General features: G+C 36.0%; 12 protein-coding genes. 5 read left to right on the forward strand and 7 right to left on the reverse strand.

The window, feature by feature from the left end:
• Positions 1 to 118: 118 nt before the first annotated feature.
• The 4 genes from hppD to uvrC form a co-directional block, all read right to left on the reverse strand.
• Positions 119 to 1,279, reverse strand: a complete 1,161-nt coding sequence (hppD, locus tag ACEN25_RS13960) for a 4-hydroxyphenylpyruvate dioxygenase (protein WP_441803442.1) — start codon at positions 1,277 to 1,279, stop codon at positions 119 to 121.
• Positions 1,280 to 1,361: 82 nt separating this feature from the next.
• Complete coding sequence (locus ACEN25_RS13965) at positions 1,362 to 2,522, reverse strand: homogentisate 1,2-dioxygenase (protein ID WP_441803443.1); 1,161 nt, start codon at positions 2,520 to 2,522, stop codon at positions 1,362 to 1,364.
• Between the two features lie 121 nt (positions 2,523 to 2,643).
• Entirely contained in the window at positions 2,644 to 4,908 is a 2,265-nt protein-coding gene (locus ACEN25_RS13970; protein ID WP_441803444.1) for a patatin-like phospholipase family protein, read from the reverse strand.
• Positions 4,905 to 6,701: an excinuclease ABC subunit UvrC gene (gene uvrC, locus ACEN25_RS13975; RefSeq protein WP_441803445.1), complete on the reverse strand. Its 1,797-nt coding sequence runs from the start codon at positions 6,699 to 6,701 to the stop codon at positions 4,905 to 4,907. Before uvrC ends, ACEN25_RS13970 begins: the two co-directional genes overlap by 4 nt.
• 193 nt (positions 6,702 to 6,894) lie before the next feature.
• Between uvrC and ACEN25_RS13980 the strand changes: the two genes are divergently transcribed.
• Genes ACEN25_RS13980 through ACEN25_RS14000 form a run of 5 tightly spaced genes read left to right on the forward strand, consistent with a single transcriptional unit; the run spans position 6,895 to position 10,927 of the window.
• A complete protein-coding gene (locus tag ACEN25_RS13980) occupies positions 6,895 to 7,320 on the forward strand; it encodes an ATP-dependent zinc protease family protein (protein WP_028376928.1) in 426 nt (141 codons plus the stop codon).
• Positions 7,317 to 8,189: a 30S ribosomal protein S6--L-glutamate ligase gene (rimK, locus tag ACEN25_RS13985; RefSeq protein ID WP_028376929.1), complete on the forward strand. Its 873-nt coding sequence runs from the start codon at positions 7,317 to 7,319 to the stop codon at positions 8,187 to 8,189. The genes ACEN25_RS13980 and rimK overlap by 4 nt, the downstream gene beginning before the upstream one ends.
• A 4-nt stretch (positions 8,190 to 8,193) precedes the next feature.
• Positions 8,194 to 9,177 carry a succinylglutamate desuccinylase/aspartoacylase family protein gene (locus tag ACEN25_RS13990; protein WP_441803446.1) on the forward strand — a complete coding sequence of 328 codons (984 nt, stop codon included), beginning with the start codon at positions 8,194 to 8,196 and terminating at the stop codon, positions 9,175 to 9,177.
• Complete coding sequence (locus ACEN25_RS13995; protein WP_441803447.1) at positions 9,170 to 9,730, forward strand: 5-formyltetrahydrofolate cyclo-ligase; 561 nt, start codon at positions 9,170 to 9,172, stop codon at positions 9,728 to 9,730. Before ACEN25_RS13990 ends, ACEN25_RS13995 begins: the two co-directional genes overlap by 8 nt.
• Before the next feature lie 54 nt (positions 9,731 to 9,784).
• Entirely contained in the window at positions 9,785 to 10,927 is a 1,143-nt protein-coding gene (locus ACEN25_RS14000) for a sensor histidine kinase (RefSeq protein ID WP_441803448.1), read from the forward strand.
• A gap of 28 nt (positions 10,928 to 10,955) precedes the next feature.
• Here the strand turns inward: ACEN25_RS14000 and ACEN25_RS14005 are convergent, their stop codons facing one another.
• From ACEN25_RS14005 to ACEN25_RS14015, 3 genes are all read right to left on the reverse strand, one after another.
• Positions 10,956 to 11,564 carry a lipoprotein signal peptidase gene (locus ACEN25_RS14005; protein WP_028376933.1) on the reverse strand — a complete coding sequence of 203 codons (609 nt, stop codon included), beginning with the start codon at positions 11,562 to 11,564 and terminating at the stop codon, positions 10,956 to 10,958.
• Between the two features lie 38 nt (positions 11,565 to 11,602).
• Positions 11,603 to 12,235, reverse strand: coding sequence for a hypothetical protein (locus ACEN25_RS14010; protein WP_441803449.1), 633 nt, complete (start codon positions 12,233 to 12,235; stop codon positions 11,603 to 11,605).
• A gap of 69 nt (positions 12,236 to 12,304) precedes the next feature.
• Entirely contained in the window at positions 12,305 to 12,685 is a 381-nt protein-coding gene (locus ACEN25_RS14015) for a TraR/DksA family transcriptional regulator (RefSeq protein WP_028376935.1), read from the reverse strand.
• Between the last annotated feature and the right edge of the window lie 2 nt (positions 12,686 to 12,687).

Consider the following 12,687-nt stretch of genomic DNA (forward strand, 5'->3'; position numbering starts at 1 on the left):
TTCCAAAAATAGCCAAAAGCTTAAAAACCTAATCCTAAGGATAGATTAAATAAAAAAATCCTTGCTTACTAATAAACAAGGATTTGTAACGTATATTTTTTTTAGCAAAGCTGAAATATTATAAGGTACCCCTTGAAGCTTGCTCCCGCTCTATAGACTCAAACAAGGCTTTAAAATTACCTGCACCAAAACCTTTTGCTCCCATACGCTGAATGATTTCAAAAAATAAAGTGGGTCTGTCTTGAAGTGGCTTGGTAAAAATCTGAAGCAAATACCCTTCTTCATCTGCATCTACAAGTATTGATAGCTCTTGTAGTTTAGTAAGATTTTCTTTCATAGTTTCCATATGCGCCCCTAGTCTTCTAGGAATATCATCGTAATAGGCTTGCGGTGGTGGTGGCAAAAATTCTACTCCTCTAGCACGCAAAGCGGAAACAGTCTTAACAATATCATCTGTAGCAACAGCTAAATGCTGAACTCCAGGACCCTCATAAAAATCTAGATATTCTTCGATCTGAGATTTTTTAATCCCTTCTGCCGGTTCATTAATTGGGAATTTTATTCTGCCGTTACCATTACTCATCACTTTACTCATCAAAGCAGAATACTCTGTGGTGATTTGCTTGTCATCAAAAGTCAGGAAGTTAACAAAACCCATCACATCTTCATACCATTTTACCCAGGTATTCATCTCGCCCCAGCCAACATTGCCCACCATATGGTCAATATATTTTAAACCGGTAGGCTCCGGATTATAATCTGATTCCCATTTGCGAAAGCCCGGCAGAAACTGTCCGTTATAGTTTTTGCGTTCTACAAACATATGCACGGTCTCGCCATAGGTATAAATACCAGAGCGTACAACCTCACCATACTCATCTTTTTCTACTGTAGGTTCCATAAATGGTTTTGCACCGCGCTTTGTTGTTTCTTCAAACGCACTGCGGGCATCTTCTACCCATAAGGCTACCACTTTTACACCATCACCGTGCTTAACAATATGATCATTAATAGGTGAATCGCTTCCTAGCGGAGAAGTTAATACTAAACGAATTTTATCTTGCTTAAGCACATAACTCACACGGTCTTTCTGGCCGGTTTCTAAACCGCTATATGCAAAAGATTGAAAACCAAAAGCTGTTTTATAAAAATGTGCTGCCTGCTTGGCATTACCCACATAAAATTCTACATAATCTGTACCCAAAAGCGGAAGAAAATCTTGCGCTCCTTCAAATATTTTTTCGAGTCCGTAGTCAACGGATTTTAATTCTTTACTCATAATCTAAAGCGATTTTGTATTCTGTATTTCTTATTTGTTATTCTTTACCTACACCTATATAAACTAGCCCTAATTAATAAATTTAGTGCGGTAACCACGATTTATAATAGCTCTCATCTGCAATAGGCATCGCATCTTCACAAATCTGCAGCGGTCTAAAGGTGTCAACCATTACAGCAAGTTCTTCGGTTTCAGTTTTACCTATACTACGTTCTGTAGCTCCCGGGTGTGGCCCGTGAGGAATACCGGCAGGATGTAATGAAATATGCCCGGCTTCAATATCGTTTCGACTCATAAAATCTCCATCTACATAGTACAATACTTCATCGCTGTCTATATTACTGTGATTATAAGGTGCGGGAATGCTTTCTGGGTGATAATCATATTTACGCGGACAAAAACTGCACACCACAAATGCATCGGTCTCAAAAGTTTGATGTACCGGTGGTGGCTGGTGTATGCGCCCTGTTATGGGTTCAAAATCGTGAATAGAAAATGCATACGGGTAATTATAACCATCATAACCCACCACATCAAAGGGATGCGTCGCATAAACCATATCAAAAAGATCGTCCTGCTTCTTAATTTTCATCAAGAATTCGCCGGTTTCGTTATTGGTTTCTAACTCATAAGGTCTGCGTAAATCACGCTCACAAAATGGAGAATGCTCTAATAATTGACCAAAATAATTGCGGTATCTTTTTGGGGTGTATATAGGCCTGCGAGACTCTACAATAAACAATCTGTTGTCACTTGTATCAAAGTCTAATTTATAGATTGTTCCCCGCGGAATTAAAATGTAATCACCATATTTAAATTCTAAATTACCTAAGTGACTGCGAAATTTACCGCTACCGCGATGCACGAAGATCAACTCATCTGCATCACTGTTTTTATAAAAATAATCTTGTGTTCTGTTTTGCGGTGCAGCAAGAATTATTGTGCAATCGCTATTGGTCAAAATGGGTTTACGGCTTTCTAGATAATCTGCCTGAGGCTTTATCTCAAAACCTCTAAATCTATAGGATTGTATGTGATTTGCTTTGGCAACTCTAGGCTTAACACTTTTACTGCCTTTAATCTCTTTAACCTGTGTGGGGCGTTGCTCGTGATACATATTACTATACATCCCGTCAAAACCTATAGTACCAAAAAGTTGCTCGTAATAGAGACTCCCGTCAGATTTTCTAAATTGTGTATGACGCTTGTGCGGGATCTTACCCAGTTTATGGTAGAAAGGCATAGTTTCTTTTTTTTAACCGAAGTAATACAATTAAGATTTATGCTTATTGTGTTTTTCTTCGAAAACGTTATCGATCATTACAAATATCGTAAAAAGACTAGCCAAACAAACTAATTTTTTCTTAAAACCAAAATCCCAGGCTAAAATTCCAGAACACTTTATCAACCTCAGGGGAATATGAAAGTTTTGTTTGTAAGGGTCCTACAAGCGTTTCTAAACCATAACCTACAAAATAACCGGTATAGTCTGGCCGAGTTAACCAGTTACCGCTAGTAAACAAACTGTTTTCAAGATTGGCAAAATTACCCCCAAAGTTTAAATGATTTTTGCGATAAAAATTGAAATCAAAACTTATATCAGATTTTACGAGACCATCGCCCGCGCTGCTAATGAAATCATAGCCATAGAAAGGAATAATATTATTAATAAAATCATTTCCCCATCCCCCTAAAATAAAGTCAAAGCTACCGCCTTCTGAAGCCCCTATTTTAAAACCGCCTTCAACGCCTACAAGTACAGAAAGTTTTGGTAAGATTTTATGTGCATATTTTAATCGCGCACTACCTACAGAAAACTCTTCAAAATTATTATTGTAGTCTGAAGATAATAGATAAAGATGAAAATCACCATTAAAATACCAACCAGATGTAGGGAAGTATTTATTATCAAAACTGTCTAAAAGTAAACTTCCGTATGTGCTGAAGTAATGGCTATTGTCAAAATAGACTTTACTATTAGGGTCTTCTACAAGGCGTACACTTTCTGTATCTATTTTTAAAAATTTATGTTCTAATCCCAGATTAAATGAAAACTGTTTTTGAAAAAGTGTTTGTATATAGATCTGATTCGTAAAATCTGTATAATCTACCGTAATATTATTAAAACTCTCTAAAGGCAAATCGCTCAATTGCTCAATAAATCTCGCATCTACACGACGGTCGAAGCTATTGTAGTAGGATTTTAAACCAAAACCAATATAAAAACCATTATCGCTATAATAGTCAAAATTATACCGAATATTATCTCCTAAAGCAAGGTCAAATGATGCAATATCATTTTTAAATAATACACGCTTTTTTGTGATATTCATTAAAGCAGCACTTTTATACACATCATCATAATGAATACCCGCTTTTATGTAAGTTGTAGATTCACTTTCGGTAAGATTTACAGATAAATGGTATTGACCATCATCATATGCTTCTAGCTTATGATTTATACGCTGAAAGTTATTTGTAGCTGCAAGATTATTTATTCCATCAAATAGAGCCGCATAAGTGGTTTTAGCCGGAGTTTTAATTTTAAGCTTACCTAAGATATATGATCGCGTATAATAGGTGTTGCCATTAATACCCACACTTTTAATTCTAAGTGTATCTGTATCATTAATCGCTAATGCAGACTTGTTATACTGCGCATTTTGAAGCTGAGCTAACTTTACAAATTCTGAATCAAATGTTTCTGCTTTTTCCTCGCCACCCTTAATTATGGCTGCTCCTTTATCAAAGTCTACAACGCTGTAACCTGCAATATTGGGTTTTATATAAATATCTGTCTCAGCGACTTTATCTTTCATCGCTTCAATGGTTCGATAATTGTTAATTTGAATAAGCATCTCTGGTGCGCTCTTGAGCTCACTCTTGCCTCTTAAATCATCCTGAACGTCAACTCCTATTATAAAATTTGCACCTCTTCTGCGTAATTCTTCAACCGGATAATTATTAACAACACCTCCATCTATTAAAATACGGTCATCTACAATTACCGGACTGAATAAGGAAGGTAATGCGCCACTTGCCGTAATAGCTTCGGGCAAACAGCCTTTATCTAAAATAATAGCCTGTCCTTTTTCGGCATCTGTAGCCACACAGAAAAATGGAATAGATAATTCTGAAAAGTCATTTACTTCCTGTACGTGATGCGTTAACTCTGTAAATAGGTTATAAATATTTTGACCCTTAGAAAGTGCTGAAGGAAACGAGATTTTAAAATGATCAAAAGGGAGACTTATGGCATATTTTTCTGCGTCTGCACGCTCATAAAATGATTGCGCACTACGCGGTAAATTGTCTTGAATTAATTTGTCAAAATTAACAACGTTAAAAATAGAATCAAGCTGATGTGCATTATACCCGGCCGCATATAAACCCCCAATTATGGCACCCATACTGGTCCCGCCTATATAATCTATTTTAACACCGGCTGCTTCAATCTCTTTTAAAACACCTATGTGCGCTAAACCTTTAGCACCACCGCCACTAAGCACAAGACCTACCTTTAATTGGTTTCCCTTTGGGTATTTACTAAAATCTATGGTCGTACTGTCTTGAGCATAAAATACCCAATTCATTAAAACTATAATAAGTAGACAGTAGCTTTTTTTCATTCTGTTTGTTGATAATGATTGTAAATAATCCTGGCTTTTGATGGCCCTATAACTTCAGCTAAATTCTTTTCTGAAGCTTCTTTAACTTTAGTAACAGATCTAAAATGGGTTAACAACTCAATTACCGTCTTTTCTCCAATACCAGAAATTGTCTCTAGCTCTGTACTTATAGCAGCATTACTGCGCTTGTTTCTATGGAATGTAATTCCAAAACGGTGTGCCTCATTACGCAGTTGCTGAATCACTTTTAAGGTTTCACTCTTTTTATCAAGATAAAGTGGAATAGAATCTCCGGGGTAAAATAACTCCTCAAGTCGTTTTGCGATACCTATAATAGCAATTTTTCCGCGCAGACCCAGATCTTCTAAAGCCTTTACACCAGAAGAAAGCTGGCCTTTACCGCCATCTACAATAATGAGTTGTGGCAAAGGTTCATCTTCATTTAGCAAACGTCTGTATCTTCTAAACACAACCTCTTCCATAGATGCAAAGTCATTAGGACCTTCTACTGTCTTGATATTAAATTTACGATAATCCTTTTTACTGGGTTTTCCGTCTTTAAAAACAACACAGGCTGCAACAGGATTTGTTCCCTGAATATTTGAGTTATCAAAACATTCTATATGTCTGGGCTCTACAGATAGTCTTAGATCAGACTTCATTTGAGCCATTAGGCGATTCACATGCCGGTCTGGATCTACGATTTTGGTTTGTTTGAAGCGCTCCATTCTAAAATACTTTGCGTTACGCTCAGACAATTCTACTATGCGCTTTTTATCACCTAATTTTGGAACTGTAACTCTAAATTTTTCACCTAAATCAACAGGAATCGGCGTGTATATTTCTGGAGATTGAGAATTGAAACGCTGTCGTATTTCTATAATTCCTATTTCGAGTAACTCTTGATCAGACTCCTCTAATTTTTTCTTTAGCTCCAGTGTGTGCGATCTAATAATCGCCCCGTGAGAAAGTTGTAAGAAGTTCACATACCCATACCCCTCATCAGATACGATACTAAAAACATCTACATTATTAATGAGTGGGTTTACCACTGTGCTCTTTGCCTGATAGCCCTCTAATATATCTATTTTCTCTTTAATACGCTGTGCATCTTCAAACTCCATAGCTTCAGCATGAGCCTTCATTTGTAGGCGAAAACGATGCAACGAGTCTTTAAAATTTCCTTTTACAATATCGCGTATCGCATCTATATTCTCATGATACTTCTCTGCGGAAATATTATCCTCGCAAGGCCCCAAACAATTGCCCAGATGATATTCTAAACAAACTTTATACTTGCCAGATTCTATTTTATCTTTAGAAAGATCATAGTTGCAAGTACGTAAAGGATACAACCCTTTTATGAGATCAAGTAGGGTATGTACAGTTTTCATACTGGTGTATGGCCCATAATATTCACTACCATCTTTTATTAATCTTCTGGTGGGAAAAACCCGTGGAAAGCGCTCATTTTTAATACAAATCCAGGGATAACTTTTATCATCCTTAAGCATTACATTGTAACGCGGCTGATATTTTTTTATCATATTATTTTCAAGCAGGAGCGCATCTGTCTCACTGTCAACAACAATATGTTTAATTTCGACTATTTTCTTAACCAGAAGATTCGTTCGGGCATTATCGTGTCTCTTGGTAAAATAAGAAGAAACGCGTTTTTTTAAATTTTTAGCCTTTCCCACATAGAGCAACTTGCCTTTCTTATCATAGTATTGATATACCCCGGGGCTGCTGGGAAGTGTTTTTAATTGTAAGTCTAAATCAGGTATTTCCATCTCATTCAAATTTACAGCTTCTTGAGCAAATAAAAATTAGCAACCCTAATATACAGGCGCTACTTTGGTCGTAATTATAGGCTGTATCTTTACAGATTAAAACATAATTTTACCAAAGAATATTAAGACTACATTAACCTAGTTTTAGAAGGTATTACCAATTAACAGCTATGCTTTTATTAAATTGCAACCTATGGAAAAAGTAATTATAGGACGTATAGACCGTGCCGATTTTCCTAAACTGGGCTTGTCTGACATTGATATCAAAATAGATACCGGTGCCTATACATCTTCAATACACTGTAATCATATACGAGAAGAAGATAACATTTTATGCTGTACATTTCTAGATCCTAAACATCCTGAATATAACGGTAAAGAAATGCGCTTTTCATCCTATGATATTACAGCTGTAAAGAGCAGTAATGGCGAGATTCAATACCGGTATGTTGTACAGAGTAACATTACTATTTTTAAAAAAACATTCAAAATATCGCTCACACTAAGTTCTCGCGAAGACATGCGGTTCCCGGTTTTGATAGGGCGTAAATTCCTTACTAAAAAATTTATCGTAGACACAGAACTCACTGATGTCTCACACGCTCAAAAAGCCTTATGAATATAAAAATCTTATCCCGTAATGGTAATTTATACTCTACTGCGCGTCTTGTAGAAGCTGCAAAGAAGCGCAAGCATAATGTAGAAATAATAGATCCCCTTAAATGTGATTTAATTATTGAAAAAAAGAAACCCTCTGTATACTACAAGGGACGTTACCTTTCAGACACCGAGGCAATAATACCGCGTATTGGGGCTTCAATTACCTACTACGGTACCGCTGTAGTTAGACAATTTGAAATGATGGGTTGTTTTACCACTACAGAGTCACAAGCACTCGTACGTAGCCGTGATAAATTACGCAGCCTTCAAATTTTATCTCGGGCACGCTTGGGGCTTCCTAAAACTGTTTTTACTAATTATTCGCGCGATGTAGGTGAGATTATAGACCATGTAGGTGGCGCTCCTTTAATCATTAAACTTTTAGAAGGAACACAGGGATTAGGTGTCGTTTTAGCCGAAACCAAAAATGCAGCAGAATCTGTAATTGAAGCATTTAACGGATTACAGGCACGTGTAATTGTACAGGAGTTTATTAAGGAAGCTAAAGGTGCAGATATTAGAGCCTTTATAATAGACGGTCACGTAGTGGGCGCTATGAAGCGTCAGGGTAAAGAAGGTGAGTTTAGATCTAATTTGCACCGAGGTGGCACCGCAGAAGTCATCACACTTTCTGATGAAGAAGAAATTGCTGCTATTAAAGCAGCAAAAGCAATGGGGCTAGGCGTAGCCGGTGTAGATATGCTACAAAGTGCCCGTGGCCCTTTAATTCTTGAAGTAAATTCTTCGCCAGGGTTAGAGGGCATAGAACGTGCTACAGGAAGAGATATCGCAAAAGAAGTCATTAAATATATTGAACGAGGCGTCTAAAATTATGACAGGTATAGACGAAGACAATATTTTACACATACTGGGCGAGAAAATTCCTCCGGGAACAAGGCGCACGCTTAATTTTAATCTCGCAAAATTATATACGACCACATCTGTAGAGGTGCCTATTATAATACAACGCGCCAAAAAACCCGGACCCTGCATTTTAATTACGGCAGGTATTCACGGTGATGAGATTAATGGTGTAGAAATTGTACGTCAGGTTATTTCAAAAAAAATAAACAAGGTTCTACGGGGTACTGTTATATGTATTCCGGTTATAAATGTCTTCGGTTTTTTAAATATGGAACGTGCTTTTCCTGACGGAAGAGATCTAAACCGTGTTTTTCCCGGAACTCGTAAAGGTTCTTTAGCAGGCAGATTTGCATATCAATTTAGTAATAAAATACTGCCTGCTGCAGACTTTTGTCTTGATTTTCACACCGGCGGAGGAAGCCGGTTTAATGTAGCTCAAATACGTGTAGATCCTGATAAAAAAGAACTTATAAAATATGCTGAAATTTTTGGAGCTCCATTTACTGTTTACTCAAAAAACATCGCAAAATCCTATCGTTCTACCTGCGAAAAATTAAATATACCCATTTTACTTTTTGAAGGCGGAAAGTCGCAAGTAAGTGACAAAGATATTGCGCGGGAAGGAGTGTTTGGGGTGATGCGCATTCTAGACCATTTTAAAATGCTCTCAAAAGAATTTACGGCTCCACCTCTAGTAAAAAAATCAACAACCATTGTGACTAGTTCATGGTTACGAGCAAAATACAGCGGCCTACTTCATCTTAAAAGTAATTGCGGCGATTTTGTAGAAAAAAATGAGGTAATCGCAACAATAACAGACCCATACGGATCGTTTAGACATAAAGTAAAAGCTACAAATGACGGGTATATTATAAACTCTAATGAAGCTTCTTTAGTGTATCAGGGTGATGCCATATTTCATCTTTCTACTTCAGAAATTAAACATGACTAAAGCAGAATACCGTAAAATATATAAAGAAAAGCGTAACAATTTAAGCTTATCAGAAATAGATGAACTAAGCCTTTCTATCGCAAATCAGCTACTCAAACTCCCTATTTGGGACTATGAGTTTTATCATATCTTTTTAAGCATAGAACATTTAAAGGAAGTTAATACCGATTATATTTTGAATATACTCAACGGAAAAGATAAACATATTGTCATTTCTAAAAGTGATTTTCAAGATTCTACTATGCGTCATTATTTACTTACAGACAGAACACGCTTAATTGTAAATAAGTGGGGAATCCCCGAACCTCAAAATGGTATTGAAATTACGCCCACTCAACTTGATGTCATATTCATACCCCTACTCGCTTTTGATCAAATTGGATCACGAATTGGATATGGCAAAGGGTTTTACGATCGCTTTTTAAATAGATGTAGACCAGGCGCTTTAAAGATAGGTTTATCCTTGTTTGAAGCTGAGAAAAACCTACCTCATAACAACAAAGACATCACGCTAACTCACTGTATAACACCTAATAAAACGTATAATTTTTGACACGATGTCGATTTTTTTGCTATCTTCATCCTCATTTTTAAAAATCCAATTCGCATGTCAGTTACCAAACAAAATGGAATTCTTTCCTTTTTATCTAAAAAATCAGTTCCTGAGACCGCTGAGTCAAGAGAAAGCTTTTTTTACGAGCAAATAGCTGAAATGGTAGGCGCCGGTGGCTGGAGAATAGATTTTATTAATAAAAAAAGTTACTTTGATAAACAACTGCAAAAAATCTTAGAAACCCCTGATAATTACAAACCCTCAATAAAACATGCACTGCATTTTTTTGATATGAATTATCATGAGTCTGTAATTGCCAGCTATCATAATTTAGCAAATGGAGCTCCCATTTATGACGAAGTCATCAAGATGGTTACCTACACGAATAAGACCTTTTGGGCTCACGCGATTAGCAGACCAGATTTTGATAGAAAAGGTCAAATTATAGGCCTTAAGGGAGTAGTGGTAAATGTAAATAAAGAAAAAGAGCGTGAGCTTATGCTTGAAAAAGCCATAGACCTGGTAGAAGCCAATAACTCTCGCCTATTCACTTTTGCAAACTATGTATCACACAATATAAAATCTCACGTTAATAATCTTGAACTTACAAGCCAGTTAGTAGAAACTCAGAAATTTACAGACGATCAAATAGAACTGTTTAACAATTATAAGGAGATTGCACAAAGCTTAAACCGAACTGTAGCCAGACTTAACGAGGTTGTATCAATACAAACAAAGGCAGCAGAGCCTAAAGTAACCATAGATCTAGAAGAAACCCTAGACCAGGTAAAATCTAATTTAAGACCACTTATTGACCGCGAGGAAGCGTACATATACTCAGACTTTTCAGAGGTTCCGGAAATTGAATACAATCAAGAGTTTTTGACAAACATTTTTACCATTTTAATTAAAAATGGAATTATTAATAAAAGCCCAAGTCGTAAACCTGAAATTAAAGCTTACTGTCTTGAAAACAATAAAAAGCTATCACTCATTATAGAAGATAATGGTACAGGCTATGATTTATCAGATAAAAATGCTGAGCAGATTTTTCATATGTCTAGAAGTACAGATAATAATGAAAACAATCAATCTGTAGGCTTATTTATAGTAAAAAATCAAGTAGAAGCACTAGGTGGCAAGGTAGAAGTCACGAGTAAATTAGGATACGGAACCAAATTTATTATTACCATCTAAGTTGGTTGAGGCTTAGTTGATCTAAACGCTAAGCCGTTTTCTCTTTTGCAAAAGCTCTTTTGTTAAACACAAGAAGCAAACCCACTCCGGTACTAATTGCCATATCTGCAATATTAAAAACTGCATTGAAAAATGTAAAATAATTACCCCCCCAGATAGGCAACCATTCTGGCAAATAACCTTCCCATATTGGGAAATACAGCATATCTACTACACGACCATAAAATAAACTAGAGTAACCCCCGTCTTGAGGTAAAAAAGTAGCCAGTTGCCCTGCACTACTGTCAAAAATAATTCCGTAAAAAACAGAATCAATAATATTTCCAAAAGCTCCCGCAAAAATCAATGCAACCCCAACAATAAGAATTCTCGACATATTTTTTCTTACACTATCATAAAGCCAGTATCCTATTAAAGGAAGAATACCTATTCTAAAAAGAGTAAGAATTATTTTTCCGTAATCACCGGGTATTTTTGTCCCCCAGGCCATGCCTTCATTTTCAACAAAAAGAATTCTAAACCACTCAAAAACCTGTACTTGCTCTTGTAATTGAAAATGTGTTTTAATATAAATTTTACTAATTTGATCTATAAGTAAAATAAGAACTATAATGCCTACGGCCTTCTTTAATGACATGAGCTGTTTTTGATTAGCGAAAGGTAAAAATAATTAAATTATTGAGATTGCGATACGCTTATATTGCCGTCAACGCTTTTAAGCTTTAAGTGGTACTTTCCATTAGGTCTTGTGGCTACTTTCTGAATTCCGTTACGGGTTAACGCTTCAATACGCGTATTGCGAGTCTCTACTTCAATAGCACCTCTAAGTGTATTGATAATACCGCTTCCGCAGAAATCAAACAATTTACAATCTCCTCCAGAAAGATTCATGTTTATATACTTATAATTACCTCGAGCCTGCACCGAAGCTAAACTTGAATTCACCCAAACCTCTTTATCTTTTGGTAATTCTATATGTAACACAATAGAGACTACTTTGTGAGCAGCCAGTTTATCGTCTATAGCTTCAAAACCTAAAGATCTGCTTATCTTTATTAGCCACAACCCATTTTCGACAACAGGATCTATTATTATAGTTTCAAAAGTCTCTCCTTCAACTTCTGCTCTTACACTAATATTTTTTGTATCTGTAGTTTTAATGAAAATTTCAAAAACATCATCAGAAGCCACAAAAACACCTTTTGCAAGATTTGATGGAATACGATATTCTAGTCGCTTTTGGCTATAAATCGTACCCAAAAACAGCAGAACCACTATAAGAGCAAAACTAGTTTTAGATGTATTCATAGTTTATTTAAAATAAAAAACGCTTCAGAAAATACTGAAGCGTTTATATATTATTTAAAATATACAGAATTACTGCATATTTTTTGCCTCGATACTCAATGTAGCATGAGGTACAAGCTTAAGACGCTCTTTATTAATTAATTTACCTGTAACACGACAAATACCATACGTTTTATTTTGAATGCGGTTTAATGCATTTTTTAAATCACGTATAAACTTTTCCTGACGTATTGCAAGGGCAGAATTCGCTTCTTTACTCATGGTTTCACTACCTTCTTCAAAAGCTTTAAATGTAGGAGAGGTATCATCTGTACCGTTGTTACCATCATTCATATAAGCACTTTTAATAAGATCAAGATCATTCTGAGCCTTATCGATTTTAGCCTGTATAAGAACTCTAAATTCTTCTAATTCTGCGTCGCTAAAACGTTCTTTAATTTCTGCCGCCATAT

Origin of the sequence: Leeuwenhoekiella sp. W20_SRS_FM14 (assembly GCF_052119605.1) — a bacterium.
GTDB lineage: Bacteria > Bacteroidota > Bacteroidia > Flavobacteriales > Flavobacteriaceae > Leeuwenhoekiella.

Excerpts from the sequence above, each read along its gene's own strand:
- ACEN25_RS13990 (WP_441803446.1), top strand. The coding sequence starts at position 8,194 with ATGACAGGTATAGACGAAGACAATATTTTACACATACTGGGCGAGAAA.
- hppD (WP_441803442.1), bottom strand. The coding sequence starts at position 1,279 with ATGAGTAAAGAATTAAAATCCGTTGACTACGGACTCGAAAAAATATTT.
- ACEN25_RS13965 (WP_441803443.1), bottom strand. The coding sequence starts at position 2,522 with ATGCCTTTCTACCATAAACTGGGTAAGATCCCGCACAAGCGTCATACA.
- ACEN25_RS13970 (WP_441803444.1), bottom strand. The coding sequence starts at position 4,908 with ATGAAAAAAAGCTACTGTCTACTTATTATAGTTTTAATGAATTGGGTA.
- ACEN25_RS14010 (WP_441803449.1), bottom strand. The coding sequence starts at position 12,235 with ATGAATACATCTAAAACTAGTTTTGCTCTTATAGTGGTTCTGCTGTTT.
- ACEN25_RS14000 (WP_441803448.1), top strand. The coding sequence starts at position 9,785 with ATGTCAGTTACCAAACAAAATGGAATTCTTTCCTTTTTATCTAAAAAA.
- ACEN25_RS14015 (WP_028376935.1), bottom strand. The coding sequence starts at position 12,685 with ATGGCGGCAGAAATTAAAGAACGTTTTAGCGACGCAGAATTAGAAGAA.
- uvrC (WP_441803445.1), bottom strand. The coding sequence starts at position 6,701 with ATGGAAATACCTGATTTAGACTTACAATTAAAAACACTTCCCAGCAGC.
- ACEN25_RS13995 (WP_441803447.1), top strand. The coding sequence starts at position 9,170 with ATGACTAAAGCAGAATACCGTAAAATATATAAAGAAAAGCGTAACAAT.
- ACEN25_RS13980 (WP_028376928.1), top strand. The coding sequence starts at position 6,895 with ATGGAAAAAGTAATTATAGGACGTATAGACCGTGCCGATTTTCCTAAA.
- ACEN25_RS14005 (WP_028376933.1), bottom strand. The coding sequence starts at position 11,564 with ATGTCATTAAAGAAGGCCGTAGGCATTATAGTTCTTATTTTACTTATA.
- rimK (WP_028376929.1), top strand. The coding sequence starts at position 7,317 with ATGAATATAAAAATCTTATCCCGTAATGGTAATTTATACTCTACTGCG.